Source organism: Pseudomonas sp. CGJS7 (assembly GCF_036961695.1).
The window spans coordinates 54,797-81,050 of the sequence record NZ_JBAMDI010000020.1; the positions used below are offsets into that span (position 1 = coordinate 54,797).

Consider the following 26,254-nt stretch of genomic DNA (forward strand, 5'->3'; position numbering starts at 1 on the left):
CCGCTCCTACGGGGAGAGCGCGCGCCAAGAAACCAACCTGTCTCAAGACATGCGCCGTAAATGTAGGAGCGGGTTTACCCGCGAAGCAGGCAACGCGGAACATGGCACCGGCTGCGCCGGTGTTCGCGGGTGAACCCGCCCCTACAAGGTCAACGGGTAGCTGACGATCAGGCGCGTCTGGTCGAAGTCGCTGTTAAAGCTGCGCCGGTTGGTCGCGTTGTTCAGCCGGATGTTGAGGTTCTTCAAAGCCCCGCTCTGGAAGGTGTAGTTCACCTCGGCATCGCGCTCCCACTCCTTGCCATTGCTGCCCGCCGCCGTGGTGGCGTTCTCGCCATGCCCGTACCGCACCATGGCCAGCAGCCCTGGCACACCGAGCGCGGCGAAGTTGTAGTCGTAACGAACTTGCCACGAACGCTCGTCAGCATTACTGAAGTTACCGTTGAACATGTCGTTGCCCAGGGTTCGCCCACTGCTGCCGTAAACCGACATCCACTGACTGTCGCCACTGACCTTTTGCAACCCCAGGTACAGCGTGTGGCCACTGTGCGAAGCTGACAGCAAGGCGTAACCGGTGCGGCTCTGGATGTCGCCGATGCGCGCCTGTCCGTCATCCCGGTCGATGAAGTAGCCAAGGTTGGCTCCCAACGTCCACTCCCCTACCCGCTGACTGTGCAGCAGGTTGAAGTAGCTTTGCTGGTAGATGTCCTCCAACTGCGAGTGCCAGGCGCCGATCAGTGTTCGCTGCTGGTTGAAGCGGTACTCGGCGCCGGCGTAGTTGAAGCCGTCCGAGGTGACCCCGGGCGCGGCCCAGGCAGATAGATCCTGCATGTCCGAAGAGTGGCGCAGGCTCACCTCGCGGTACTGGCCGGCCTGCAGGCTCAGGCCTTCGATTTCCCGCGAGTCGAGCATGGCACCACGGAAGGTCTGCGGCAGCAGGCGGCCATCGTCGTAACGCAACAGCGGAATATCCGGCAACAACTCCCCCACCTTCAGCTCGGTCGCGGACATACGCAGCTTCGCCGCCAGCCCGGCCCGACCGTAGTCGTCGGCCGCTCGCCCGTCATCGTGCACCGGCAACAGTTCTGAGCCGCTGGTACCGCCGCCGCTGTCCAGCTTCACGCCGAACATGGCGATACCGTCCAGGCCAAAACCGATCAGCCCCGGGGTGTAGCCAGAGCTGAACTTGAAGATGAAACCCTGGGCCCACTCTTCAACCTTGCCCTTGGCGGCCCCCGGGTCGCGGAAATCGCGGTTGAAGTAGTAGTTGCGCAATGTCAGCCCACCCTTGGCATCTTCCAAGAAGCCCCCCTCTTGCGCCCAGGCCGGCAAACCAAGGCCAAACGCCAGCGAAACTGCCAGGACCGAACGGGCCAGCGTGCAGGTTGTGTCCATCATTATTATTGTTCTCCACGTTCAATAGGCGCAGCAGACCGCCCCAGGCCAGCATGACCCGGAGCAGTAAGTTGCATTCAGATACCCGGCCAGGCCGGGTTGCACTCAGTGGCTCAGTGCATCAGCAGGCAAGGCAGACGCAGGCTTGGCCGTTGGGCGCAACAGCAGCAGGCAACCTGCGGCAAGCACGAACACGCTGGCGAACACGCCATAAAGATGCAGGGGTTGCCAGCCACCATCGAGCAGCACGCCAGCCACGGTCGGCGACAGGATCGCGCCCATGCGGCCGATGCCGATCCCCCAACCCACACCGGTGGCGCGTACCGATGCGTCATAGACCACCGGCGACAAGGCATACAGCCCAGCCACGCAGCCGTTGGAAAACAGCCCGATCAGCAGGCCCAACGCCAGCGCCGCAGTGACCGAGGCACCATTGGCCACGAACAGCACCAGCAGCGCGGCGGTGATGAGCATGAACAACGCCAGCACGCGAGTCAGTGGCCAGCGCGAAGCCAGGCCGCCGATCAGCGCCGCGCCAACGATGCCGCCCACGCTCAACAGCACGCCGCCGGTGATGCCTTGCTGGGCCGACAAGCCGGCGGCCACCAACAGTTTCGGCGTCCAGCTCATGACGAAGTAGAAGCCGAACATGACCAGGAAGAACAGCAACCAGATCACCAGCGTGGTGCGACGCATGGCCGGCGCCAGCAGCTGCCTGAACCCGGTTTTGGCACCCTCTGCCCTTGCGGCAACAGCCGGCAGTTGCGCCAATGCCGGCTGGCCGAGGCGCACGGCCAGGCGGTTGACCCGGGCCAGAGCATTGGCCGGCCGGCGTGCCAGCAGAAAGTCCAGCGACTCTGGCAACCACAGCAGTACCAGCGGGATCACCAGTACGGTGACGATGCCGCCAAACAGAAATACCGAGCGCCAGCCCCAATGCCCCAGCAGCCATACCGCCAGCAAACCGCCCAGGGTCGCACCCAGCGCATAGCCAGTGGACTGCAGGCTCACCGCCAAGCCGCGCCAGCGTTTGCTGGCATATTCACTGGCAATCACATTGCTGCTGGCCAGGATGCCACCGATGCCCAGCCCGGTCAGGCCACGCAGCAGCGCCAGTTGCAACGGGCTCTGGCTCAGTGCCGAGAGCAGCATGCCGATACCGGACAGCGCCAGGCACAGCAGGATCAGCGGGCGTCGGCCAAAACGGTCAGCCCACGGCGCGATAAACAGTGACCCGGCCGCCATACCGAACAAGCCGGCACTGAGCAGAAGCCCTACCTGCGCCCCGTTCAGGTTCCACTCGGCAGACACCGAGGCAGCGGTGAAGGCCATGACCAGCACGTCGAAGCCATCGATCATGTTGAGGATGATGCAAATACCAATGGCCAGGCACTGAAAGCGACCCATCGGGTCGTTGTCCAGACGTTGCTTGAGATCGGTATTCATGGGGTCACCTGCCGGCCAGGCTTGGCCAAAGGCGAGAGGAACGATGCGCACGCGCAGGCGCAACGGGAGGAACCCTGACGGTTCAGTGCCGCTGGATAGCCATTCATGACTGGACCCTTTTTGTAATTGTTATCGCATACGGCAGGAGGGCTCCGGCCGTTGTCAGGCGCTAATCAACCAGATAATGGATCCACAGACAACGTGACGAAAGCACCGCCTAACGATCAGGCGCGACCAATTTCAGTTCATTGCTAGGAAAAGTCATATTTTTATAAATAAATTCAATAGCTTATAAATTTACAACCAACGAAACTTGATGTTCGGTTACCGAACAGAATCGATTTGTGGATCCACAAATCATCAAAAACCACCCCTGACTCGCCATCATGACTCCGCAATGAACAAATCTTCATATTCCCCCTCAGCGCCCTGATCATGGGGCACACAGCCGATGCCAGCCAGCGGGCAGCCGGGGCTCGTCTTGAGGGTACGGTACGGGTTGCGTAGCATCCGCGGCCCGATCGCGCGCGTATTGCCACCCCTCAGGATCGATTCACAGATGCCGCAACCCATCCCGCTAAAGGACCACGAAAAGGAAAAGCACCTGGTCAACCGTCGGCTTCTGGCCTGCGCTGCCATGGTGTTCAGCCTGTGTGCCGTCCTGGTGGGCCGGCTCTATGTACTGCAAGTGCTGCAGCACGACCAACAAACGGCCGTGTCGGAAAACAACCGCGTGCACGTGCTGCCCATTGCCCCCGAACGCGGGCTGATCTACGACCGCAACGGCGTGGTACTGGCCGACAACAAGCCCAGCTTCGACCTGACCATGACCCGCGAGCGGGCCGGCGGCGACTCGGCCAAGGTGCTCGACACCCTGACGCAGGTGCTGGGCCTGACCGAAGACGACCGTAAGCAGTTCGACAAGGACCTGCGCCGTGGCCGCAAACCGTTCGAGCCCGTAACCCTTATGGTGGGCTTGAGCGAGGAGCAGATCGCCCTGGTAGCGGTGAACCAGTTCCGCCTGCCGGGCCTGGAGGTGGAGCCGCAGTTCATCCGCGAGTACCCACTGGCCGGGCATTTCGCGCATTCAGTGGGCTATGTGGGGCGCATCAACGAGAAAGAAGCCAAGACGCTCGACAGCACTGAGTACCGCGGCACCCAATCGATTGGCAAGACCGGCATCGAGCGCTTCTACGAAAGCCAGCTGCATGGCCACGTGGGCTACGAAGAGGTCGAGACCAACGCTCAGGGGCGGGTGATGCGCGTGCTCAACCACAAGGACCCGACCCCTGGGCAGGATATAGTCCTCACCCTGGACGCCCATTTGCAGATAGCCGCAGAAAAAGCGCTGGGTGACCGCCGTGGCTCGGTGGTGGTGCTGGACCCGGCCAATGGTGACGTACTGGCGATGGTCAGCAACCCCAGCTTCGATCCCAACCTGTTCGTCAAGGGCATCAGCTTCAAGCAGTATGCTGCGCTGCGCGACTCCATCGACCGCCCACTGTTCAACCGCGTCCTGCGCGGCCTGTATGCGCCCGGCTCGACCGTGAAGCCTGAAGTGGCCATCGCTGGCCTCGACAGCGGGGTGATCACCCCTGCCAGCCGGGTGTTCGACCCGGGCTACTACGAACTGCCCAACTATGACCACAAGTACCGCAACTGGAACCGCAGCGGCGACGGCTGGGTGGACATGTACACCGCCATCATGCGTTCCAACGACACCTACTTCTACGACCTGGCGCACAAGTTGGGCATCGACCGGCTGCACGACTACATGGCCGAGTTCGGCCTGGGCCAGAAGGTGTCGCTGGACATGTTCGAAGAAGCCTCCGGGCTGATGCCCTCGGCCGAGTGGAAGCGCGCCACACGACGCCAGGCCTGGTTCCCGGGCGAGACGCTGATCCTTGGCATTGGCCAGGGTTACATGCAGGTCACCCCCCTGCAGCTGGCCCAGGCCACCAGCCTGCTGGCAAGCAAGGGCGTGTGGCACCGCCCGCACCTGGCCATGACCGTGGGCGGCGATACGCCGATCGACCCAAACCCCATGCCCGACATCGTGCTGCACGACAAGCATGCCTGGGACCAGGTCAGCCAGGGCATGCAGATGGTCATGCACGACCCGCGCGGTATTGCCCGCGCCGCGGCCGCCGGTGCCCAGTACCGAATTGCAGGCAAAAGTGGTACCGCGCAGGTGGTGGCGATCAAGCAGGGTGAGCGTTACAACCGCAACAAGACCCTCGAGCGCCACCGCGACAACGCCCTGTTTGTCGGCTTTGCTCCGGCTGAGCACCCCAGTGTGGTGGTGGCGGTAATGATCGAGAACGGTGAGGCTGGAGGCCGGGTCGCAGGGCCGGTGGTGCGGGAGGTGATGGATGCTTATCTGCTGGATGAGCAAGGGCACCTGAAGCCGGAGTATGCGGGCGGCGCACCCACTCGGGGTGTGCCACACACATGATTTCGCCGGGCCGCCGTGGTGGCGGTTTTAGCCGCGAATGGGTCAGGATGCCGTGCGCGGCATCAGCTCATACGGGTGTTTCCACCCCGGCAGCGCCTGGATACGGGCTTTCCAGGCCTCGATGTGCGTGAACGCTGCCAACGGGATACCGGTGTCTTCCGGCATGAACACATACCCGGCCAACGACAGGTCGGCGATGGTCAACCGGCCACCGACCATGAATGGCGTCTTCGCCAGGTGCGCGTCGACAATACGGTAAGCCGCCGTGGCACGCTCGCGCAGGAACCGCGTCACATCGGTTTCGCCGGTGTTCTTCAGGCAGAACAGAAAGCGCAGCGCAGCGTAATAGCTGGTGAACTTATGGTTGTCGAACAGCATCCAGCGCCAGATCTCACGCTTTTCATCTTCATCGCGAGGCCCGAACTGGCCGGTCTGTTCGGCAAGGTATTCGAGGATCAGCGCAGACTGGGTGATGCGCTTGCCAGCGTGTTCCATCACCGGCACCTCGCCCTGCTCGTTCACCTCATCGCGCCAGGTTTGCTCACGCGTCTGGCCATGGAAGAAGTCGACGAACACCGGCTGCCAGTTCTGGCCGGTGAGTTCAAGCATGAGCGCAGCCTTGTAGGCGTTACCGGATTCGGCGAAGCAGTGCAGCTTGTAGTCGGACATGGGCGAACCTTCAGTTTCCTTTGAATGATCGGCAGGGCCCTCTGCGGATTTGCCCGCGAAGCACCATCCACCCAAGCAAATCACGCGCGTCCCGACGCGGTCAATCCATGACACGCTCCGTCGCCAGCTTGCAAACCGCCAGTTCAGCCACATCGTCAGCGGCAGGTGCACCTTATCCCCGACACCCTCCAGCCAGGATAAGGGAACTACCCCAACGCCTCCGCCGTCTTAGACACTGAGTGGTTTATTTCCCTGTGCTTCACGTTACTGGAGAACACGACATGCGCCACCTACTCCTCGCCCCTGCGCTGCTGCTCCTGATGCCTGCCGGTGCTGCCCTGGCCCGCGTCGATGCGGGCGACGTCGCCACCTCGGCCGGTATCTCCGCTTCGCTGTATTCGACCTTCAAGGACGACAAACGGATCATCCCGGCCCGTGACGAACTTTCAGCGTTCGTCGCCAGCGGCGGTGCCATCCGCGGCGCCTATGTGGAGTCGGCGCTTGAACAGGCCCGCAAGGACCATCCAGGGCTGCAGGCCAATGATGAAGAGCTGGCCCGGGCCATCCTGTCGCAAGATGACCCTGTGGCTGACCATTGAGTAGACCTTTACCGGCCCTCTCGCGGCGCCCAGACGCGAGAGGGCCGCTACAGGGCCGCTTCACCCCCAGCCATCCATACGCATGGTCGCCCTGACCAGGCGCTGCTCTTCCTGCTCGATCTCCCGCAAACTGTCGCGTATGCCGTTGATATGCTCACGTGCCGCCCGCTGCGCCTGCTCGGGCAGTTGCTCCATGACCGCGCGATACAAGCGCGCATGCTGCCGATCAATCTGGCGTTTCTGCGCTGGCCGGCAATACAGGTTGTTGACCGAAGCAAACACAGTGCTCAACGTCAGGTCACTGAGCGATTGCAGGGTATGCACCAGCACCGGGTTATGCGACGCCTCACTGATCGCCCGGTGAAAGGCATGGTCACGGCGGGCATGCTCACGGGCATCGAGCGCCTGCGCAGCCTCGTGCGCAGCCAGCATTTCTTCGTAGCGCCGACGGATCAGCAGGCGGTCGACGTCGGTAGCCCGCAACGCCGCCAGCCGCGCCGACTCAGCCTCCAGCAACGCCCGGACCTCCAGCAGGTCGAACAGCGTGCGCGGTTGCGAACTGAACAGGTGCATCAAAGGCGTAGCACCCGCCTGCCCGGTGAGATCGGCGACGAACGAACCCCGCCCCTGTTCGGTGTCGATGATGCCGCGCCCACGCAGAACGCGCAGGCCCTCGCGCAAGGCCGAACGTGAACAGCCAAGCTTTTCCACCAGCCGCCGCTCCGACGGCAGTGCCTGGCCCACCTTGAGCACGCCTTCGACGATAAGCCGCTCGACCCGTTCGGCCACCTGGTCGGCGACCTTGGCCTTGCCTTCAGTACCCACTGCGCACACTCCTGCTGGTAGGACCACTTTGACTTATAGCGCCAATCTAGCCAGACAGAACCGTGAATAGACAGTACTGCCCGAAGAAACTGGTAGGACCAGTCAACATCTCACTCGACCCCGAACGCTAGCACGCGCACGCTGCATCGGTGACCGCTTCGCCAACAACAACAAAAACCGTTGCGAGTGAGCCAATGAATATCCTGTACGACGAACGCGTCGATGGCGCGCTGCCCAACGTGGACCTGGCCGCCCTGTTGCAGGCGCTGCGCGATGCACTGCCGGACCTTGAAATCCTGCACCGCGACGAAGACCTCAAACCGTACGAATGCGACGGCCTGTCGGCCTACCGCACCGTGCCACTGCTGGTGGTACTGCCCGAGCGCCTGGAACAGGTGCAGACGCTGCTGAAGCTTTGCCACCAGCGCGGCGTACCGGTGGTTGCGCGTGGCGCCGGTACCGGCCTGTCCGGTGGTGCCCTGCCGCTGGCCAAGGGCATCCTGCTGGTGATGGCGCGCTTCAACCGTATCCTCGAGGTCAACCCGCAGGGGCGCTACGCCCGCGTGCAGCCGGGCGTACGCAACCTGGCCATTTCCCAGGCCGCCGCACCCCATGGCATGTACTACGCACCAGACCCTTCCTCGCAAATTGCCTGCTCAATCGGTGGCAATGTCGCCGAAAACGCCGGTGGCGTGCACTGCCTCAAGTACGGCCTGACCGTACACAATGTGCTCAAGGTGGACATCCTTACGGTCGAGGGCGAACGCCTGAGCCTGGGCAGCGATGCCCTGGACAGCCCCGGCTTCGACCTGCTGGCATTGTTCACCGGCTCCGAAGGCATGCTCGGTATCGTCACCGAAGTCACCGTCAAGCTGCTGCCCAAGCCCCAGGTGGCGCGGGTGATACTGGCCAGTTTCGACAGCGTCGAGGACGCCGGCCGGGCAGTCGCCGACATCATCGCTGCCGGCATCATTCCTGGCGGCCTGGAGATGATGGACAACCTGGCGATCCGCGCCGCTGAAGACTTCATCCATGCCGGCTACCCGGTGGACGCGGCGGCGATCCTGCTGTGCGAACTGGATGGCGTGGAAGCCGATGTTCACGACGACTGCGCGCGCGTCGCCGCCGTGCTGACGCAAGCCGGGGCCCGCGAGGTGCGCCTGGCCTGCGACGAAGCCGAGCGCGTTCGCTTCTGGGCCGGGCGCAAGAACGCCTTCCCGGCCGTGGGGCGCATCTCCCCGGACTACTACTGCATGGACGGCACTATTCCGCGCCGCGAGTTACCACGGGTGCTCAAGGGCATCAGCGACCTGTCCGCAGAGTATGGACTGCGGGTGGCCAACGTGTTCCATGCCGGCGACGGCAACATGCACCCGTTGATCCTGTTCGATGCCAACCTGCCCGGCGAGCTGGAGCGTGCCGAAGCGATCGGCGGCAAGATTCTGGAGCTGTGTGTGAAAGTGGGCGGCAGCATCACCGGTGAACACGGCGTGGGGCGCGAGAAGATCAACCAGATGTGCGCGCAGTTCAACAGCGACGAAATTACCCTGTTCCACGCGGTGAAGGCCGCCTTCGACCCCCAGGGCCTGCTCAACCCCGGCAAGAACATTCCCACCCTGCACCGCTGCGCCGAATTCGGCGCCCTGCACGTGCACCAGGGGCAACTGCCCTTCCCCGAGCTGGAGCGCTTCTGATGAGCATGGACCGCGACATGAGCCAGACGCTGTTGGAGCAGGTCAACCAGGCGCTGAACGAAGGTACGCCGCTGCGCATCCAGGGCAGCAACAGCAAAGCCATGCTCGGCAACCCGGTGGCGGGCCAAGTACTCGACACCCGCAAGCACCGCGGCATCGTCAGCTACGACCCTACCGAGCTGGTACTCACGGCCCGCGCCGGTACCCCCCTGCGCGAGATCGAGGCAGCCCTGCATGAGGCCGGCCAGATGCTGCCCTGCGAACCACCCCACCTGGGCCCCGAGGCCACCTTGGGCGGCATGGTCGCGGCCGGGTTGTCTGGCCCGCGACGGCCGTGGGCCGGGTCGGTGCGCGACTTTGTACTCGGTACACGGGTAATCACTGGCCACGGCAAGCTGCTGCGCTTTGGTGGCGAGGTGATGAAGAACGTCGCCGGCTACGATGTGTCACGCCTGATGGCGGGCAGCTTCGGATGCCTGGGGCTGCTGACCGAGGTTTCGCTGAAAGTGCTGCCACGGCCTCGCCTGTGCCTGAGCCTGCGCCTGGCGATGGGCCGCAATGAAGCGCTGGCCGAGCTGGCCGAATGGGGTCAGCAACCGCTGCCGATCAGCGCCGCCTGCCATGAAGGCGAAACGCTGTACCTGCGCCTGGAAGGCGGCGAAGGGTCGGTGCAGTCGGCACGCCAGCGGCTGGGGGGCGATACACTCGATAACCGCTTCTGGAGCGACCTGCGCGAACAGCGCCTGGCGTTCTTTGCCGACGCCGCCCCCCTGTGGCGCCTGTCCGTACCCACCGTCACCGGCGAGCTGGACCTGCCCGGCCAGCAACTGATCGACTGGGGGGGTGCCCAGCGCTGGCTCAAGACCTGCGCGTCGGCGCAGGCCATTCGCGATCAGGTGGCCAGGGTGGGCGGCCACGCCACCTGCTACGCCCCCGGTGCAGCCAGCAGCCCGCCGCTGCCGGTTGCACTGATGCGCTATCACCGCGCCCTCAAGCAGCAGCTCGATCCCCAGGGGGTGTTCAACCCTGGTCGCCTGTACCCGGACCTGTGAGGCCAGCCCATGCAAACCAACCTTAGCGAAACATCGCGCCGCCTGGCCCGCGCCGACGAAGCCGAGCGCATCCTGCGCACCTGCGTACATTGCGGTTTCTGCACCGCCACCTGCCCCACTTACCAGTTGCTGGGCGACGAACTGGACGGCCCGCGCGGGCGCATCTACCTGATCAAGCAGATGCTCGAAGGCGAGCCGGTCACCGCCAGCACCCAATTGCACCTGGACCGCTGCCTGACCTGCCGCAACTGCGAAACCACCTGCCCATCCGGGGTGAAGTACCACGATCTGCTGGACATCGGCCGCGCAGTGGTCGAGCAGCAGGTGCCACGCCCGCTCGGCCAGCGCCTGTTGCGCCTGGGCCTGCGTGCGGTGGTGCCGCGCCCGGCACTGTTCAAGGCCCTGACCCGCAGCGGCCAGGTGCTGCGCCCGCTGCTACCGGCCTCAGTCAAACGCAAGTTGCCGGCGCAGGTCACCACACCCGGCCAGCGTCCGGCAGTGCGCCATGCACGCCGGGTACTGATGCTGGAAGGCTGCGTGCAGCCGGCCCTGTCACCCAATACCAATGCCGCTGCTGCGCGGCTGCTCGACCGCCTGGGCATCAGTGTGCAACCGGTCCGGCAGGCCGGATGCTGTGGCGCGGTGGACTATCACCTGAATGCCCAGGAGCAAGGCCTGCAGCGGGCGCGGCGCAATATCGACGCCTGGTGGCCCGCCATCGAAGCGGGTGCCGAGGCTATCGTGCAGACCGCCAGCGGCTGCGGTGCGTTTGTCCGCGACTATGGCCACCTGCTGGAAAAAGACCCCCATTACGCTACCAAGGCCGCCCGGGTCAGCGCCCTTTCCCGCGATCTGGTGGAAATCCTGCGCGATGAGCCGATCGAACAATTGGCCTTGTGCGCCGAACAGCGCCTGGCCTTCCACTGCCCATGCACCCTGCAGCACGCCCTGAAACTGGGCGGCGCGGTGGAAGCGTTGCTGACGCGGCTTGGCTTTACCCTGACCTCGGTGCCCGATGGCCACCTGTGCTGCGGCTCGGCGGGGACCTATTCGCTGACCCAGCCAGAACTGTCACTGCAACTTCGCGACAATCGTCTGAATGCGCTGGAAAGCGGTAAACCGCACCTCATTGCCACAGCCAACATAGGCTGCCAGGCCCACCTCGACGGAGCTGGACGCACGCCCGTGCGCCACTGGGTCGAAATCGTCGAAGCAGCCTTGAACCCGGAGCCCGCCCATGCTTAGCAAGTTCGTTATCGGCCAGACCGAAATCGCCCGCGTACTGACCGCCGCCCGCCAGGAAGCCCAGGCCCGACAATGGAGCGTGACCATCGTCGTGGTCGACGACGGCGGCCACCCGCTGGCCCTGGAACGCCTGGACGGCTGCGCACCGGCCAGTGCCTACATCGCGATGGAAAAGGCCCGCACCGCCGCACTGGGGCGCAAAGAGACGCGGGATTATGAAGACATGGTCAATGGTGGCCGTACGGCATTCGTGACCGCCCCCCTGCTGACCAGCCTTGAAGGTGGCGTGCCGCTGCGGGTGGAAGGCCAGGTGGTGGGCGCCATTGGTGTATCCGGCGTCAAATCCGAACAGGATGCCCAGGTGGCCAAGGCGGGGGCTGCTGCCTTGTAGACCCTGAGGTTCGACCACCTCCCAGCATCTTAAGACGTTTCCTACGCCGCCCTCAGAAGCGCCCTACTTGCTGCCTCTGCCCACAGAAAACATGATCGGCACTGGAGGACACAAGGTCGCGATCCAGAGGAGGCTCCGCATGCACCCGTACGCCCGCCCCATCGCCGAACTGCGCAGCAGCCTGCGCGAAATGCTGGCCCATGACATGACCAACCCCGACAACGACCCGCACTTGTCGGGGGTCATGTTCTTCTGCGCCACCGATGAACACTCCCGGCAATTGATCGAACGCATCGAGTTGCTGGCCAGCGAGGTGTTCTTCGACGCGAACGGGCGGGCCATTTCAGAGCATATGAAAGCTTCGACGGTTGAAGGCGTGCGCATCAAGCGCAACCGCAACGCGCCGGAAGACGAAACCATGATACGCATTGCCCTGGCAGAAAAAGGCTATATCACCGTCAGCACCGCTCGGCTCTGAGCGGTTGGCTCGGCCTCTTCGTAGCCTGTGACAAGCACCTGAGTCGCAGCCAATCCGCTATCCTGAGCAATCCTCCGCTCCGGATCCGCCCATGGAACTGCACATTCGCCTGGAGGGCCGCAAAGGCCTGGCCGATCAGCTTTACCAGCAACTGCGCGACGGTATCGATAGCGGCCACCTGGCCGCCGGCTCCCAACTGCCGCCTACCCGTCTGCTGGCTGAACAACTGGGCGTATCGCGCAAGACTGTGGCCGAGGCCTATTCGCGGCTGACCTACGATAACCTGCTCAGCGGCGTGGTCGGCCGTGGCACATTCGTCACCCCACGCCATCCGCTGCGCAGTAGCGAATCAGCTACCCTCCCCCTGGCCGGTGCCGCCTCCCTCGAGCGCTGGCAGCAGCGCGCCACCGTGCTCAGCCAACGCCAGTTGCAGGCGCCATCGCGCTATGACTTCGTCGGGGGTGCTTCGAGCAAGGCACAGTTCCCGTTCGACCAGTGGCGCAGTTGCCTGAACTACGCCCTGCGCCGTAGCCAGCGCCACCCCGAGCGACAATTCCCGGCCCAGGGCTTGCCGGAACTGCGCGAAGCCATTGCCCACCACATCGCCTACTCGCGCGGGGTGCACTGCAGCGCAGCCGACCTGCTGGTGTGCAACGGCGCCCAGCAGGCGCTGGACCTGATCGCCCGGGTACTGGTCGAACCGGGCAGCCAGGTGGCCATGGAAGATCCTGGCTACCCGCCGGCACGGCAATTGTTCCTGGCCCTGGGGGCACGCCTGCAATCGGTGCCGGTGGACGATGAGGGCCTGTGCGTGGAACAGATCGCCGACGGCACCCGGCTGATCTACGTAACACCCTCGCACCAGTTCCCGCTGGGCATGCCGATGAGCGAGCCACGCCGGCATGCCCTGCTTGCGCGGGCCGCCGAGCTGGGTGCACTGATCATCGAAGACGACTACGACTGTGAGTTCCGCTACCACGGGCCAGCCTCGGACGCGCTGCAGCGTCTGGACCGGCATGGGCTGGTCGCCTACGTCGGGACCTTCTCCAAGACCTTGCTGCCCGAGCTGCGCCTGGGCTATGCCGTATTACCGCCTGCCGTACTGCAGGCCGCTTGCGTGGCCAAGCACCTCAGCGACTGGCACAGCCCAACCCTCCTGCAGTGGGCGCTGGCGCGCTTCCTTGGCGAAGGCCACCTGAACAAGCACATCCGCCGCTGCCACGAGGTCTACAGCGCACGCCGCGAGCGCATCCTGGCGCGCCTGGGCGGCGATCTGGCACCGTGGTTCAGCGCCATCCCCGCCAGCGCAGGCTTCCACCTCAGTGCCTTGGCCAAACCCGGGGTGGATGTGGAGTTGTTGGCCAACCTCGCGCGCAAGGTAGAGGTAGGCCTGTATTCCCTGGCACCCTTCTTCAGCGAGGCACCGGTACGGCCGGGGCTATTGATGGGCTTCGGCGCCATCGAACTGCTGGATATCGACCCGGCGCTGGACCGGGTACGCGATACCCTGCAACGCCTCAGTTGACCGGTGCGGCCTTGCCGGTGGCGGCCGGCCGGGCGATAGCCGCCGCATAGCTGCGCGGGTTGAAGCACGCGGTCACCAGCAGCATTGCCATCACGGTCACGGTCAACAGCGTCCACGAAGCCTGGAAGTCGCCACTGACATCCCGCAGCCAACCCGTGATATACGGCACGATGCCGGTGATGATGAAGCCGATACCCTGTACGAACGCCGCCAGGCTGCCGGCTTCGGCAGGCGTTTTCAGGTGTTCCAGGGTCAACGTCAGGCACTGGCTGAAGCAGGCACCCAAGCCAAAGCCGATCATGGCGACCCAAAGCCCGGAAGCCGCCGCAGGTACCAGCAAAAGCCCCAGGAAGCCCGCCAGCTGGATCGCCAGCGCCAGCCACAAACCCGGGCGCCTGTCTGCCCAACGTCGCAGCAGCAGCGGCAGGCCGAGCGCACCGAGCACCTGGAAGACGGTCATCAGGCCCACCAGGTCGGCACCGCCCTGAGCGCTGCCGCCATGCTCGATGTGGTAAGCCGGCAACCAGGCCACCATGCTGGTGTAGCCGCCGTTGATCAGCCCGAAGTACAGGGCCAGCAACCACGCCCGGCGGCTGCCGAACCAGTGCCCGCCCGTGACCGTTCCCAGCTTCGGCGCCTCCTGCCTTGGCCGCAGCACGGCCCAGGCCAGCACCGCCAGCACGGCCGGGACCGCCCATACGCCCAGGCCCGCCTGCCAGTAGCCGAAATGGCCGCTGATGTGTGGCCCGAGTACTGCAGCCAGGCCGCCGCCGCTCATCAGCGCTGCCGAGTACAGCCCCATCGCCCCGGCCAGACGCCCGGGGAACCAGCGGTTGACCAGCCCCGGCATCATGCCCTGCACCACCGCCACGCCCAGGCCGGCGACCAGCGCACTGGCGATCAGCGCCCAGGCACTGTCCAGCTGCAGGCGCCACAGGCAGGCCAGGGCAATCGCGGCCAGGCCCCCCAGCATGCCGCCATGCTCGCTGACCCAGCGTCGCAGCCACGGTTGCAACAGGGGCACCAGGCCCATGCACAGCACCGGTAGCGCCGTCAGCAAGGCCGCCTGCTGGTAACCCAGGCCGGTGCTGGCGCGCATGGGTTCGAGTAACGGGCCGATACTGGTCAGGATCGGCCGCAGGTTCAACGCCAGCAGGATCACCAGCAACAGGTTCAGTACAGCGCTCATTGTGAGTCGGTTCTCTTGTAACAGGAACTGGCCATTATCCCGGCTCGGCTGGCCTGGCAGAAATGAAGAGATTGGATGCAGGTCAGTGGCCACCTGAATGGACGATTGGCCTCCCGCTTATGCGCAAAATTGGCTATCGGGGTGGCCAATGAGCGGCGCTACAGTAGCGCCATGTCCACCCCACACTTCTGGAGACTGCCATGCACAACCGTATCGAATGGGCCAAACACGCGCCGCAAGCCTACAAAGCCATGGTCGGCCTGGAGCAGGCGCTGGCCAACAGCGGCCTTGAACACTCGCTGCTGGAGCTGATACGCCTGCGCGCTTCGCAGATCAACGGCTGCGCCTACTGCGTCAACCTTCACGCCAACGATGCGCGCAAGGCGGGTGAGACCGAAGCACGCCTGCAGACCTTGTGCGTGTGGCAGGACACCAGCTATTTCACGCCGCGTGAACGTGCTGCCCTGGCCTGGGTCGAGAGCCTGACCCGCTTGCCTGAACGGGGTGCGCCGCAAGAGCAATATGAAGCCCTGCAGGAACACTTCGAGCCGGGCGAGGTGGCCAACCTGACCTTGGCAATTGCCACCATCAATGCCTGGAACCGGTTCGGCGTCGGCTTTGCCATGGTGCCGGCCTGATCCTTTCGGGTGGCCTGTGCTGGCCTATTCGCGGGCAAGCCCGCTCCTACAATTCTGTGCGTGCCCTGTAGGAGCGGGTTTACCCGCGAACACCGGCAGAGCCGGTGCCATCCACCGCGGTGGTTTCTTCGCGGGCATGCCCGCTCCTACAGGTAGAACGCAGGCCGGCCAGCCGCGCCCGGTAGCTCCCTGGGCTCTGCCCGGTCCATTTCTTGAACGCCCGGTGGAACGCACTCGGTTCCTGAAACCCCGCCTGCTCGGCAATTTCGGCAATGCTCAACGCACCGTCGCGCAGCCGTTCGAAGGCCATGGCCCGGCGCACTTCATCCTTGATCTGCTGGTACGAACGCCCCTCCCGCTCCAACTGCCGGCGAAAGGTACTGGCACTGATACCTTGTTGCTGCGCCAGTGCGGCCAATGTCGGCCACTGTCCATAGCGCAATGCCCGCAGGTGCCGATACACCTCAGCCACCAGCCCGTTCTGATTGCGAAAGCGGATCACCAGCCCCTGAGGTGCACTGCGCAAAAAGGTCTTCAGGGCTGCCCGGTCCTGCACCACCGGCAGGCGCAGGTAAGCGCTGTCGAACTCCACCTCGGTGCGTCCGCTGCCCAGGCGCAGGTCCGGGCCCCACAGCAGCAAGTCGTCCTCCTGGGCCGGGCGCGACACCGCGAGCTCCGTGCGGTCGATGGCAATCCGCCGCCCGGCCAGCCAGCACAGCATGCCGATCATCAGCACCAGGTAGGTTTCCTCGGCATAGACCCGGGTCAAGGGGTCGGCAATGTTCGACTGCACGCTGATCACCGCCCGCCCGCCACGTACCGTCAGGCTGCCACGCAGGTCACGCAGGAACAGGCCGAAGCCCCCCATGCACTGGCGCAAGGCCTTTTCCAGGTTCGGCTCGAGGATCAACCCCCGGCAGATCAGGGCAAAACTGCCCAGCGGCATGCCATGGCTGTCGAGGCGAAAGAACTCATCGTCCAGGCGCTGGATCAACGCCAGCCACAGCTGGGCGAACGCCTTGGCCGGCACCCGCGCCTGCGGCTGATCGAGCAGCTGCGGGGCGATGCCCACCGCACGCAGCTGGGCATCACGCTCGGCGGGGGTGTCGCGCAGGGCGTGGAGCATGGCGTTGAGGAAGTACACGGCGACTGAATCGCTTTCGCGCATGGCGGTTTTCGCTGTCTATGCTGAGTGGCAAAAAGTGCCAGGTTGTTTGAACAGATTCGGCATAGGCTGCAACAGAGCCTTTGCCTAGACTCGAACCCACTTCGGGGCCGCCAACCATTCTCGCAGAGCCTGGCCCGGTCCCGCCACGCCTTCGCAATCGGAGCCCTTATGAGCAGCGCAGAAATCTACGTCGTCAGTGCCGTCCGTTCAGCCATTGGTGGCTTTGGCGGTTCCCTCAAGGACCTGCCGCTGGCCGACCTGGCCAGCGCCGTGACCCGCGCCGCCATCGAGCGTTCGGGCCTGGCCGCCGAGCAAGTCGGCCACCTGGTGATGGGCACGGTAATCCCCACCGAACCGCGTGACGCCTACCTGGCACGGGTAGCGGCAATGAACGCTGGCATCCCCAAGGAAACGCCGGCATTCAACGTCAACCGCCTGTGCGGGTCTGGCCTGCAGGCTATTGTCTCTGCGGCCCAGGGCCTGTTGCTGGGCGACACCGATGTGGCCGTCGCGGCCGGCGCCGAGTCCATGAGCCGTGGCCCTTACCTGCTGCCACAAGCGCGCTGGGGTGCACGCATGGGTGACCTGCAAGGCATCGACTATACCGTCGGCGTGCTGCAGGACCCGTTCCAGCACTTCCACATGGGCATCACCGCCGAGAACGTTTCGGCCAAGTACGGCATTACCCGCGAAATGCAGGACGAACTGGCACTGACCAGCCAGCGCCGCGCCGCTCGTGCGATTGCCGAGGGCCGCTTCGCCAGCCAGATCGTTGCGCTGGAGCTGAAAACCCGCAAGGGCAGCGTGCAGTTCAGTGTCGACGAGCATGTGCGTGCTGATGTAACCGCCGAGCAACTGGCCGGTATGAAGCCGGTATTCAAGAAAGACGGTACCGTCACCGCCGGCAACGCCAGCGGTATCAACGATGGCGCCGCCGGCCTGGTGTTGGCCACCGGTGACGCGGTGCGCCGCCTGGGCCTGAAGCCACTGGCACGCCTGGTGGGCTACGCCCACGCCGGGGTGGAGCCCGAACTGATGGGCCTGGGGCCGATCCCGGCCACCCGCAAAGTGCTGGAAAAAACCGGCCTGAACCTGCAAGACCTGGATGTGATCGAGTCCAACGAGGCCTTCGCCGCCCAGGCCTGCGCCGTGGCCCGCGAGCTGGGCTTCGACCCGGAAAAGGTCAACCCCAACGGTTCGGGCATTTCCCTGGGCCACCCGGTGGGTGCCACCGGTGCAATCATCGCCACCAAGGCCATCCATGAGCTGCAGCGCATCCAGGGCCGCTACGCGCTGGCCACGATGTGTATCGGCGGTGGCCAAGGCATCGCCGTCGTGTTCGAGCGCGTCTGAGGGAGGCTGACACATGAGCATTGAACAGATCGCCGTGATCGGCGCGGGCACCATGGGCAACGGCATTGCCCAGGTGTGCGCCATTGCCGGCTACCAGGTGCTGCTGGTGGATGTTTCCGACGCAGCGCTTGAGCGCGGTGTGGCCACCTTGAGCAAGAACCTCGAGCGCCAGGTCAGCAAGGGCACCCTCGACGCCGACAAAGCCGCAGCCGCCAAAGCCCGCATCCGCACCAGCACCGACTACGCCCAGCTCAGCGCTGCACAGCTGGTGATCGAAGCGGCTACCGAGAACCTGCAGCTCAAGCAGCGCATCCTGCAGCAGGTGGCAGCCAACGTTGCCGCCGACTGCCTGATCGCCACCAACACCTCGTCGCTGTCGGTGACTCAACTGGCTGCCAGCATCGAGCACCCCGAGCGCTTCATTGGTGTGCACTTCTTCAACCCGGTACCGATGATGGCGCTGGTGGAGATCATTCGTGGCCTGCAGACCAGCGACCACACCTACGCCCAAGCGCTGGTGGTGACCGAAAAAGTCGGCAAGACCCCGATCACCGCCGGCAACCGCCCGGGCTTCGTGGTCAACCGCATCCTGGTGCCAATGATCAACGAGGCGATCTTCGTGCGCCAGGAAGGCCTGGCCAGTGCCGAGGACATCGACACCGGCATGCGCTTGGGCTGCAACCAGCCGATCGGCCCGCTGGCCTTGGCCGACCTGATCGGTCTGGACACCCTGCTGGCGATCATGGAGGCCTTCCATGAAGGCTTCAACGACAGCAAGTACCGCCCTGCTCCACTGCTCAAGGAAATGGTCGCGGCCGGCTGGCTGGGGCGCAAGAGCGGTCGTGGTTTCTTCACCTACTGAGGACCAAGCGCCATGCCCCCGGTCAATGCCGCAATGCGCTGTGCCAACTTTGAGGAGCGACGTGACCGGGCCATGGCATTGTTTGCCGAAAAGGGCTTTGGCCAGGTCAGCATGCGCGAGCTGGCGGCCCATGTGGGGCTGACCGCCGGCTCGCTGTACCATCACTTTCCCAGCAAGCAGGACCTGCTGTACGACTTGATCGAAGAGTTGTACGAAGAGCTGCAGGCCACCCTGGACCAGGCCCGCCGGGCCATGGCCCGTGGGGCATCGGCGTTGAGCTGCCTGATTGCTGCGCACTGGCAGCTGCATGCCGAGCGGCCGCTGCAGTTCCGGCTGGCCGAACGGGATTTGTGTTGTTTGAGTGAGGCGCAACAGGCGCACCTGGCCTCGTTGCGCAAGCGCTATGAGGCGGGTTTGCTGCGCCTGATCGCACCGCAAGCAAAACTGCCGGGGCAAGCGTTGGACGCCACAGCGCATGTACTGGCGACGCTTCTCAACCAGCTGCCGGGGTTGCTCAAAGCAATGCCTGAAGAGCAGGGCTTGGAGCTGATGGAAAACTTGCTGGTCGGGGGGATTGAGCGGACGCTGCGATAGCCTGCCAGGGCCTCTGCACGGGCTTGCCCCGCGAAGAGGCCGGATGCCTCAGCGCAACAGCGACTGGATCTGCTCGTGCAAGGTATCCAGGTCAAACGGCTTGGCCAGGATAGGGGCCTTGCGGGTGATCGGGCTGCCAGATTCGAGAATCTCCGCCGGGTAGCCGCTGATGAAAATCACCTTCAGGTCGGGCCGCAGCTTCACCGCGGGCTCGGCAATATCCACCCCCGAGATCCCCCCCGGCAAACGGAAGTCCGTCACCATCAGGTCCAGGTGCGGTTTGCTGGCCAGGATGGCAAACGCCTGCTCGCCATCCTCAGCCACCAGGACGTGGTACCCCTCACCCGCCAGGTAGTCGCGCAAAATCATGCGAATCGCCGGTTCATCCTCGACGACCAGAACCACATCTTGTGCATCTTCACTCATGTTAACGCCTTGAAATACTTACAGTTGGCCATCAGACCCCAGGCTTACACAGAGGTTGCCCGCGCCTGGTCGTTTTGTTCTTTGAATGTTGCCAGCGGCAATTGCAGGGTGAATGTGGCACCCTTGCCCTCCTCGCTTTCAACCTGTATCCGGCCACCGTGCGCCTGGACGATCTGCTCGGAGATGTACAGCCCCAAGCCCAGACCTCCGCTGGCCTGCTGGGCAGCGACCCGCTCGAACTGCTGGAAGATCCGCTGCTGGTTGGCGGCGCTGATACCGATGCCGTGATCCTGCACCTGCACCCAGGCCATGCCGCCCTGCTCGAACACCCGCACCTGCACCGGATTGCGCTCGCCGTAACGCATTGCATTGGACAACAGGTTGGCCACTACTTGTTCAATCCGGAATTCGTCCCACTCACCCTTCAGCGCTTCGCAACGCTGCAATTCGATGTGTGTTTCCAGGGCCATGGCCTGCGCTGTGAAGTTTTCCACCAGCCCACGCACCAGTTGGCCCAGGTCAAACAGTTTGGGCCGCAGCGACAGTTTACCGGTCCGGATGCGCGAAACATCGAGCATGTCCTCGACCAACCGGATCAGACTGTTGATCTGCCGTTCGTCGCGCTCGACCATGGCCTGCAGCTTGTCGACACTGAACGCTTCCAGGTTGCCGCGTGCCAGGTGCATCTTGCGCAACTGGGTTTCCAGGATCAGGCCATTGAGCGGCGTACGCACCTCGTGGGAGACGATCGACATGAAGTCGTCACGCATGCGCACGGCGTGCTCCAGCTCACACCGTGCCACCTGCAGCTGGCTGAGCAGCAGCTCCTGTTCCTGGCGGCTCTGCTCCAGGGCTTCCAGCTGCCGGCCAAGCACCTTGCGCTGGCGGAACAGGTCGACGAACACCGAGACCTTGCTTTTTACCGCCAGGGTGTCGAGCGGCTTGTGCAGAAAGTCCACGGCCCCGCTCTCGTAGCCCTTGAAGGCATAATTCATCTCGCGGCCCGCCGCGCTGACGAAGACGATCGGGATGTGCTTGGTCTTGTCGGTACCGCGCATCAGCTCGGCCAGTTCGAAACCGTTCATGCCCGGCATCTGCACATCGAGAATGGCCAGTGCGAACTCGTGCTCGAGCAGCAACGACAAGGCAGCCTCGGCAGACTGTGCCTGGTGCACCTCGCGGTCCTCGCCCTGGATCAGGGCGTCGAGCGCCAGCAGGTTTTCCGGCAAGTCGTCGACAATCAGCAGTTTGGCGGTAGTGTGGCTTAGCATGCGCTGTATTCCAGGGTCGCGAGCAACTGCCCGATACCGCTCAGAGTAAGGATATGGTCGGGCTGGTGCAGGGCCAGGGCGGCCTCCGGCATCAGGGCAACCTGTGCGTCACGAGGGTCCTGGACGATCGTGCGCCCCCCATTGTTCTTGATGTAGGCAAGGCCCCTGGCGCCGTCTTCGTTGGCCCCGGTGAGCAGCACACCCAGCAGGCCATCGCCATAGGCATCGGCCGCCGAGATGAACAGGAAGTCGATCGCCGGGCGCGAGAAGTGCACGGGTTCTTCCTGGCTCAGCGACAGCGTCAGGTCGCGTTCCACCGACAGGTGGTAACCCGGCCCCGCCACATAGATCTGCCCGCTGCTGATGCTCTCCTTGTCACGTGCCTCGCATACCGGCCGATGCAGCCGCCGCTGCAGCACGCCAGCCAGTTGGCTGTGGCGGTCGTCTGGCAGGTGCAGCACGCAGAGCACCGGTATGGCGAACGCCGATGGCAGCGTGCCGAGCACCTGGAACAATGCCGCCACGCCACCGGCCGAGGCGCCGATCACCACTGCGCGTACGCCGCTCATGATTTACGGAAGATCCGTTGGGGCTTGACCAGCGGCTCGAAACGGTCGCTGTAGGCCGAAAAGTCCACCGACTCCTTGCTACCCAACACCAGGAAACCGCGGTGGCAGAGCGACTCATGGAACAGGCCCAGCGCCCGATCCTGCAGGTCCTTGTTGAAGTAGATCAGCACATTGCGGCACGACACCAGTTGGGTCTCGGAGAACACGCTATCGGTGGCCAGGCTGTGGTCGGCGAAGGTCACGTTGTCGCGCAGGCTGCTGTCCATGATGGCGTTGCCATAGGCGGCGGTGTAGTACTCGGCGAAGTCACGGCGGCCACCGGCCAGGCGGTAGTTTTCCTCGTACTCGCGCATGCTCTGCATCGAGTAGATGCCCTGCTTGGCCCTGTCCAGCGAATGCGGGTTGATGTCGGTGGCGTAGATGATGGTGCGTTCAAGCAGCCCTTCCTCACGCAACAGGATGGCCATGGAATACACCTCCTCCCCCGTGCTGCAGCCCGCGATCCAGACTTTGATCGACGGCCAGGTACGAAGCAGCGGCACCACTTCGTTGCGCACGGCAAGGAAGTGGTCAGGGTCACGGAACATCTCGCTGACCGGGATCGTCAGGTACTGCAGCAACTGCATGAACATGCCCGGGTCGTGCAGGACGCGCTCCTGCAGCGCAGACACCGTCAGGCAATCGAACTGACGCAGCGCGTGGAGAATCCGGCGCTTGATCGAAGCGCCGGAATAATTGCGGAAATCGTAGCTGTACTTGAGGTAGATCGCCTCGATCAGCAGTCGGATCTCGATGTCGGTGTTGCGTTCGCTAGTCAAATTCGCTCCAGTTGCGGCAGCCAGACACGGATCAACGAGAACAGGCGGTCCAGGTCGATCGGCTTGGCCAGGTAATCATTGGCACCGGCTTGCAGGCAACGCTGCTGGTCATCCTTCATGGCCTTGGCGGTCACGGCGATGATCGGCAGTTTGCGCCAGCGCGGTTGCTGACGGATCAGGCGGGTGGCCTCGAAGCCGTCCATCTCCGGCATCATCACGTCCATCAGCACCAGGTCGATGTCGTCGTGCTGCTCCAGGCGCTCGATGGCTTCGCGCCCGTTGCGGCCGATTTCGACAATGGCGCCCTTGTGCTCCAGGGCACTGGTCAGGGCGAAGATATTACGCACATCGTCGTCCACCAGCAGCACCTTGCGGCCCTCGAACACCTTGTCGCGGCTGCGCGCGGTCTTGAGCATGCGTTGACGCTCGTTGGACAGCTGCGATTCGACCTTGTGCAGGAACAGCGTTACCTCGTCCAGCAGGCGCTCCGGCGAACGTGCGCCCTTGATGATGATCGAGCGTGAATACTTGAGCAGGTCGGCTTCTTCCTCGCGGGTGAGGTTGCGGCCGGTATACACGATCACCGGCGGGAAGGCGCGGATATCCTCGGCGGTCATGCGCTTGAGCAGTTCGTTGCCGAGCATGTCTGGCAGCTTGAGGTCGATGATCATGCAGTCGTAGATGTTCTGGCGCAACAGCGCCAGTGCATCCTGGGCCATGGCGACGGCCGTGATCTCGACATCGTCGTCGCCGATCAGCCGGGCGATGCTCTCGCGCTGCAGGTCGTCGTCTTCCACCAGCAGGATGTGCTTGAGCTTTTGCGTGAGCTTGGCTTCCAGGCGAGCGAACACCTCCTTGAGCTCCTCGCGGCTGGTGGGTTTGACCGCATACCCCACCGCCCCCATGTGCATGGCCGCCTCGACGCGGTCTTCCACCGAAATGATGTGCACCGGGATATGGCGGGTGCTGGCCTGCTCCTTGAGGCGCTGCAGGACGGTCAGGCCTGAGTGGTCGGGCAGGCGCATGTCCAGCAGGATCGCATCCGGAATGTACTGGGCCGCCAGCTCGAAGCCTTCGTCGGCGCCATGGGCCACCAGGCAGCTATAGCCCAGCTCATGGGCCAGGTCGAAGAGGATGCGGGCAAAGTTGGGCTCGTCTTCGATCACCAGAATGCAGCGGGTATCGAAAGGGGCCCGCTCGCGGTCGTCGGCAAAGGCCGGCGCCGGGCGCGTGACAGCGGCGGCCAGCGGCGCTTGCGGTGCAGGCGGCAACGCATCGACGGCCGGGCGCAGGCTTTGCGGCTCGACGTCTTCGGACTCGGCGGCATAGCGCTCCGGCAGAATCAGGCTGAACACGCTGCCTTGCCCGGGGCTGCTGTCGACATTGATCTGGCCTCCGAGCAAATGCGCCAGGTCACGGGAGATCGACAGACCCAGGCCAGTGCCACCATAACGGCGATTGCTGGTGCCATCGACCTGGTGGAAGGCGCCGAAGATCGCCTGCTGCTGATCGGCCGCAATGCCGATGCCGGTGTCACGGACTGCGAACACGATACCGCTGTCAGCGTGGAAGCTGACGTTCATGCTGACCTGGCCACGCTCGGTGAACTTGATGGCGTTGGACAACAGGTTCTTGAGGATCTGCTCCAGGCGCTGACGGTCGGTGAACAGCGTGACCGGTACATGCGGCTCGACCTTGACCTCGAAGGCAAGCCCCTTGTGACCGGCAAGCGGCTGGAACATGCCGCGCAAGCCTTCGACCAGGCGCTCGACCTGGGTGGTTTCGGGCCGTACTTCAAGCTTGCCGGCCTCGACCTTGGCGATATCGAGAATGTCGTTGATCAGGTTGAGCAGATCGTTGCCGGCCGAGTAGATGGATTCGGCGAACTTGACCTGCTCCTCGCTGAGGTTGCCTTCAGCGTTTTCTGCCAACAGCTTGGCCAGGATCAGCGAGCTGTTTAGCGGCGTGCGCAGCTCATGGGACATGTTGGCGAGGAATTCGGACTTGTACTTGCTCGATCGCTGCAGGTCGTCGGCACGGGCCTGCAGCTCCAGCTGCGCCTGGCTCAGCTCATCGTTCTTGCGGTCCAGCGCTTCGGTGCGTTCCGACAACTGCTCGTTGGTCTGCTCGAGTTCGGCCTGTTGGGTTTCCAGATGGGCCTGAGACTCCTTGAGCACCCGTGACTGCTCTTCGAGCTCTTCGTTGGCAGTCTTGAGCTCTTCCTGCTGCACCTGCAGCTCTTCATTGAGTTGCTGGGTTTCGGCCAGCACTTCCTGCAGGCGCTGGCGATAACGGGCACTCTCGATGGACATGCCCAGGTTGCCGCCAACCCGCTCCAGCAGCTCTTCATCCCGCTCTTGCAAGGGGCGCAGGAAACCCAGCTCGATCACCCCGTTGATCTGCCCGTCTTCGGTCGCCGGCATCAGCAGTGCGCTGCGCGGCAAGCCGCTGCCCAGGCCGGAACTGAAGCGATAGAAATCTTCGGGCAGTTCCTCCAGGCGCAGCAAGCGGCCTTCGCGGACCGCCTGGGCCAACAGGCCATGGTGGTCCGACTCGATCTGCTCTCGGGCCTGCTCTTCGGTACTCAGGCCATAACAGGCCACACGCACCAGCCGGCCATGCTCGTCGCGCACGTACACGGCGCCCACCACGCTGCCCAGATAAGAGGCAAAGAAGCGCAGGATGTTCTCGCCAAGCATGGGCAAGGTCAGCTGCCCGAGTACCTGCTGCGCCAGTTGGGTCTGGCCGGTGCGCAACCAGGCCTGGTGCTCCAGGCGCTGCGCCGAGCGTTGCTGGGCTTGCAGGTTGTCAGCGTAGTTGGCCGAAAGTGCCAGCAGGTCGCGACGGCCCAGGTAGGCCAGCAATGCACTGAGGCCGACAATGAACAGCACGAAAGCCGAAATCGCCGTCACGGTGACGGTACTGACTTTTTCGTTACGGGCCATGCGCAATTGTTGTTCGGTAATGATCAGGTCATCGAATTCCTTGCGGATTTCATCGGTGATGCGCTTGCCCCGGCCATTGCCGATCGAGGCCTGGTAATCGCCCTGGCTGCGGCGCAGGCTGATCATCTCGCTGCCGAAGTCGTTCCAGGCCTGCTGCAAGGCCATCAGCCGGTCAATACGGTCAACCTGCTGCGGGTTGTCCTCGACCATGCTGCGCAGGCTTTGCAGGCTGCCGAGAATACGTGGCTTGGCCACCTCGTAGGGGTCAAGGAAGCGCTCGTCGCCCGTGATCAGGAAGCCGCGCATGCCCGTTTCCATGTCGATCGACAGCTTGACCGCTTCGTTGGCATTGCCGATCACCCGGTCGGTGTGCTCGACCCACTGCATGGCCGAAAGCAGGTAATTGATCACCGCAACGAAGGCCACGGCCCCCAGCAGGCCAACCCCCAGGGGGAGGCCGATGTTGCGGCTCAACAGCTTGCGAAAGCTTCGCTGGTCCATCGAGGCTGCTTGAATCATGAGAAAACGCCCGAGCTAGAAAAGTCCATTGAAAAGAGTGGCCGATCCGTCGTTGTTGTTATCTGCCACTGCCTGTCCTGATATGCGAGTCTAACCAGCTTTGACGGGTCTGGCAGGGCATTGAGCCAGTA

Annotated in this window: 23 protein-coding genes; 12 read left to right on the plus strand and 11 right to left on the minus strand. The window is 64.0% G+C overall.

What is annotated here, in order from left to right; all coding sequences use genetic code 11:
- Positions 1–141: 141 nt before the first annotated feature.
- Positions 142–1,395, minus strand: coding sequence for an OprD family porin (locus tag V7787_RS14680; RefSeq protein WP_198747303.1), 1,254 nt, complete (start codon positions 1,393–1,395; stop codon positions 142–144).
- 102 nt (positions 1,396–1,497) lie between these two features.
- Entirely contained in the window at positions 1,498–2,838 is a 1,341-nt protein-coding gene (locus V7787_RS14685) for an MFS transporter (protein ID WP_104887824.1), read from the minus strand.
- A gap of 559 nt (positions 2,839–3,397) precedes the next feature.
- On the opposite strand from V7787_RS14685, the gene mrdA reads away from it, so the two are divergent.
- The gene (gene mrdA, locus V7787_RS14690) at positions 3,398–5,293 is read left to right on the plus strand and encodes a penicillin-binding protein 2 (protein WP_064493046.1); all 1,896 of its coding nucleotides are present in this window, start codon (positions 3,398–3,400) and stop codon (positions 5,291–5,293) included.
- A gap of 42 nt (positions 5,294–5,335) precedes the next feature.
- Here mrdA and V7787_RS14695 read toward each other — a convergent pair whose 3' ends face one another.
- Positions 5,336–5,962 carry a glutathione S-transferase family protein gene (locus V7787_RS14695; RefSeq protein WP_064493045.1) on the minus strand — a complete coding sequence of 209 codons (627 nt, stop codon included), beginning with the start codon at positions 5,960–5,962 and terminating at the stop codon, positions 5,336–5,338.
- Positions 5,963–6,243: 281 nt separating this feature from the next.
- On the opposite strand from V7787_RS14695, the gene V7787_RS14700 reads away from it, so the two are divergent.
- The gene (locus V7787_RS14700; RefSeq protein WP_003256154.1) at positions 6,244–6,561 is read left to right on the plus strand and encodes a DUF2388 domain-containing protein; all 318 of its coding nucleotides are present in this window, start codon (positions 6,244–6,246) and stop codon (positions 6,559–6,561) included.
- A 60-nt stretch (positions 6,562–6,621) separates the two neighbouring features.
- Here the strand turns inward: V7787_RS14700 and glcC are convergent, their stop codons facing one another.
- Positions 6,622–7,386, minus strand: a complete 765-nt coding sequence (glcC, locus tag V7787_RS14705) for a transcriptional regulator GlcC (RefSeq protein ID WP_049586553.1) — start codon at positions 7,384–7,386, stop codon at positions 6,622–6,624.
- Between the two features lie 194 nt (positions 7,387–7,580).
- Here glcC and glcD point away from each other — a divergent pair, with 194 nt between their 5' ends.
- The 6 genes from glcD to pdxR all read left to right on the plus strand — a co-directional run bounded on the left by glcD (position 7,581) and on the right by pdxR (position 13,771).
- Positions 7,581–9,080 carry a glycolate oxidase subunit GlcD gene (gene glcD / locus V7787_RS14710; RefSeq protein ID WP_198747304.1) on the plus strand — a complete coding sequence of 500 codons (1,500 nt, stop codon included), beginning with the start codon at positions 7,581–7,583 and terminating at the stop codon, positions 9,078–9,080.
- Positions 9,080–10,132, plus strand: a complete 1,053-nt coding sequence (gene glcE, locus V7787_RS14715) for a glycolate oxidase subunit GlcE (RefSeq protein WP_336088565.1) — start codon at positions 9,080–9,082, stop codon at positions 10,130–10,132. Before glcD ends, glcE begins: the two co-directional genes overlap by 1 nt.
- 9 nt (positions 10,133–10,141) lie before the next feature.
- Positions 10,142–11,377 (plus strand): glycolate oxidase subunit GlcF, encoded by a 1,236-nt coding sequence (gene glcF / locus V7787_RS14720; RefSeq protein ID WP_336088566.1) that lies wholly within the window; start codon positions 10,142–10,144, stop codon positions 11,375–11,377.
- Positions 11,370–11,768, plus strand: coding sequence for a heme-binding protein (locus V7787_RS14725; protein ID WP_003256164.1), 399 nt, complete (start codon positions 11,370–11,372; stop codon positions 11,766–11,768). The genes glcF and V7787_RS14725 overlap by 8 nt, the downstream gene beginning before the upstream one ends.
- Positions 11,769–11,907: 139 nt before the next feature.
- Positions 11,908–12,246, plus strand: coding sequence for a hypothetical protein (locus tag V7787_RS14730; protein WP_336088574.1), 339 nt, complete (start codon positions 11,908–11,910; stop codon positions 12,244–12,246).
- 91 nt (positions 12,247–12,337) lie between these two features.
- A complete protein-coding gene (gene pdxR, locus V7787_RS14735) occupies positions 12,338–13,771 on the plus strand; it encodes a MocR-like pyridoxine biosynthesis transcription factor PdxR (protein ID WP_336088567.1) in 1,434 nt (477 codons plus the stop codon).
- Here the strand turns inward: pdxR and V7787_RS14740 are convergent.
- On the minus strand, positions 13,764–14,960 hold the full coding sequence (locus V7787_RS14740) for a CynX/NimT family MFS transporter (protein ID WP_336088568.1): 1,197 nt from the start codon (positions 14,958–14,960) through the stop codon (positions 13,764–13,766). The two genes, pdxR and V7787_RS14740, sit on opposite strands and share 8 nt — an antisense overlap.
- Before the next feature lie 200 nt (positions 14,961–15,160).
- Here V7787_RS14740 and V7787_RS14745 point away from each other — a divergent pair, with 200 nt between their 5' ends.
- On the plus strand, positions 15,161–15,598 hold the full coding sequence (locus V7787_RS14745; protein WP_064493037.1) for a carboxymuconolactone decarboxylase family protein: 438 nt from the start codon (positions 15,161–15,163) through the stop codon (positions 15,596–15,598).
- Positions 15,599–15,677: 79 nt separating this feature from the next.
- Here V7787_RS14745 and V7787_RS14750 read toward each other — a convergent pair whose 3' ends face one another.
- The gene (locus V7787_RS14750; protein WP_064493036.1) at positions 15,678–16,766 is read right to left on the minus strand and encodes an AraC family transcriptional regulator; all 1,089 of its coding nucleotides are present in this window, start codon (positions 16,764–16,766) and stop codon (positions 15,678–15,680) included.
- Between the two features lie 168 nt (positions 16,767–16,934).
- Between V7787_RS14750 and V7787_RS14755 the strand changes: the two genes are divergently transcribed.
- From V7787_RS14755 to V7787_RS14765, 3 genes are read left to right on the plus strand one after another with little or no spacing between them, the layout of a single operon-like run.
- A complete protein-coding gene (locus tag V7787_RS14755) occupies positions 16,935–18,119 on the plus strand; it encodes an acetyl-CoA C-acyltransferase family protein (protein ID WP_064493035.1) in 1,185 nt (394 codons plus the stop codon).
- Positions 18,120–18,132: 13 nt separating this feature from the next.
- Entirely contained in the window at positions 18,133–18,981 is an 849-nt protein-coding gene (locus V7787_RS14760; RefSeq protein WP_104886205.1) for a 3-hydroxybutyryl-CoA dehydrogenase, read from the plus strand.
- A 12-nt stretch (positions 18,982–18,993) separates the two neighbouring features.
- Positions 18,994–19,575, plus strand: coding sequence for a TetR/AcrR family transcriptional regulator (locus tag V7787_RS14765; RefSeq protein ID WP_010954588.1), 582 nt, complete (start codon positions 18,994–18,996; stop codon positions 19,573–19,575).
- Between the two features lie 48 nt (positions 19,576–19,623).
- Here the strand turns inward: V7787_RS14765 and V7787_RS14770 are convergent, their stop codons facing one another.
- The 5 genes from V7787_RS14770 to V7787_RS14790 are packed head-to-tail and all read right to left on the minus strand — an operon-like array spanning position 19,624 to position 26,123.
- Positions 19,624–20,001 (minus strand): response regulator, encoded by a 378-nt coding sequence (locus V7787_RS14770; RefSeq protein ID WP_003256176.1) that lies wholly within the window; start codon positions 19,999–20,001, stop codon positions 19,624–19,626.
- Positions 20,002–20,045: 44 nt separating this feature from the next.
- Positions 20,046–21,272 carry a hybrid sensor histidine kinase/response regulator gene (locus tag V7787_RS14775; RefSeq protein ID WP_129933632.1) on the minus strand — a complete coding sequence of 409 codons (1,227 nt, stop codon included), beginning with the start codon at positions 21,270–21,272 and terminating at the stop codon, positions 20,046–20,048.
- Entirely contained in the window at positions 21,266–21,841 is a 576-nt protein-coding gene (locus tag V7787_RS14780) for a chemotaxis protein CheB (RefSeq protein WP_010954590.1), read from the minus strand. The genes V7787_RS14775 and V7787_RS14780 overlap by 7 nt, the downstream gene beginning before the upstream one ends.
- On the minus strand, positions 21,838–22,659 hold the full coding sequence (locus V7787_RS14785) for a CheR family methyltransferase (protein WP_010954591.1): 822 nt from the start codon (positions 22,657–22,659) through the stop codon (positions 21,838–21,840). Before V7787_RS14785 ends, V7787_RS14780 begins: the two co-directional genes overlap by 4 nt.
- The gene (locus V7787_RS14790) at positions 22,656–26,123 is read right to left on the minus strand and encodes a response regulator (protein WP_336088569.1); all 3,468 of its coding nucleotides are present in this window, start codon (positions 26,121–26,123) and stop codon (positions 22,656–22,658) included. Before V7787_RS14790 ends, V7787_RS14785 begins: the two co-directional genes overlap by 4 nt.
- Positions 26,124–26,254 lie beyond the last annotated feature (131 nt).

Excerpts from the sequence above, each read along its gene's own strand:
- V7787_RS14680 (WP_198747303.1), bottom strand. The coding sequence starts at position 1,395 with ATGATGGACACAACCTGCACGCTGGCCCGTTCGGTCCTGGCAGTTTCG.
- V7787_RS14685 (WP_104887824.1), bottom strand. The coding sequence starts at position 2,838 with ATGAATACCGATCTCAAGCAACGTCTGGACAACGACCCGATGGGTCGC.
- mrdA (WP_064493046.1), top strand. The coding sequence starts at position 3,398 with ATGCCGCAACCCATCCCGCTAAAGGACCACGAAAAGGAAAAGCACCTG.
- V7787_RS14695 (WP_064493045.1), bottom strand. The coding sequence starts at position 5,962 with ATGTCCGACTACAAGCTGCACTGCTTCGCCGAATCCGGTAACGCCTAC.
- V7787_RS14700 (WP_003256154.1), top strand. The coding sequence starts at position 6,244 with ATGCGCCACCTACTCCTCGCCCCTGCGCTGCTGCTCCTGATGCCTGCC.
- glcD (WP_198747304.1), top strand. The coding sequence starts at position 7,581 with ATGAATATCCTGTACGACGAACGCGTCGATGGCGCGCTGCCCAACGTG.
- glcE (WP_336088565.1), top strand. The coding sequence starts at position 9,080 with ATGAGCATGGACCGCGACATGAGCCAGACGCTGTTGGAGCAGGTCAAC.
- glcF (WP_336088566.1), top strand. The coding sequence starts at position 10,142 with ATGCAAACCAACCTTAGCGAAACATCGCGCCGCCTGGCCCGCGCCGAC.
- V7787_RS14725 (WP_003256164.1), top strand. The coding sequence starts at position 11,370 with ATGCTTAGCAAGTTCGTTATCGGCCAGACCGAAATCGCCCGCGTACTG.
- V7787_RS14730 (WP_336088574.1), top strand. The coding sequence starts at position 11,908 with ATGCACCCGTACGCCCGCCCCATCGCCGAACTGCGCAGCAGCCTGCGC.
- pdxR (WP_336088567.1), top strand. The coding sequence starts at position 12,338 with ATGGAACTGCACATTCGCCTGGAGGGCCGCAAAGGCCTGGCCGATCAG.
- V7787_RS14740 (WP_336088568.1), bottom strand. The coding sequence starts at position 14,960 with ATGAGCGCTGTACTGAACCTGTTGCTGGTGATCCTGCTGGCGTTGAAC.
- V7787_RS14745 (WP_064493037.1), top strand. The coding sequence starts at position 15,161 with ATGCACAACCGTATCGAATGGGCCAAACACGCGCCGCAAGCCTACAAA.
- V7787_RS14750 (WP_064493036.1), bottom strand. The coding sequence starts at position 16,766 with ATGCGCGAAAGCGATTCAGTCGCCGTGTACTTCCTCAACGCCATGCTC.
- V7787_RS14755 (WP_064493035.1), top strand. The coding sequence starts at position 16,935 with ATGAGCAGCGCAGAAATCTACGTCGTCAGTGCCGTCCGTTCAGCCATT.
- V7787_RS14760 (WP_104886205.1), top strand. The coding sequence starts at position 18,133 with ATGAGCATTGAACAGATCGCCGTGATCGGCGCGGGCACCATGGGCAAC.
- V7787_RS14765 (WP_010954588.1), top strand. The coding sequence starts at position 18,994 with ATGCCCCCGGTCAATGCCGCAATGCGCTGTGCCAACTTTGAGGAGCGA.
- V7787_RS14770 (WP_003256176.1), bottom strand. The coding sequence starts at position 20,001 with ATGAGTGAAGATGCACAAGATGTGGTTCTGGTCGTCGAGGATGAACCG.
- V7787_RS14775 (WP_129933632.1), bottom strand. The coding sequence starts at position 21,272 with ATGCTAAGCCACACTACCGCCAAACTGCTGATTGTCGACGACTTGCCG.
- V7787_RS14780 (WP_010954590.1), bottom strand. The coding sequence starts at position 21,841 with ATGAGCGGCGTACGCGCAGTGGTGATCGGCGCCTCGGCCGGTGGCGTG.
- V7787_RS14790 (WP_336088569.1), bottom strand. The coding sequence starts at position 26,123 with ATGATTCAAGCAGCCTCGATGGACCAGCGAAGCTTTCGCAAGCTGTTG.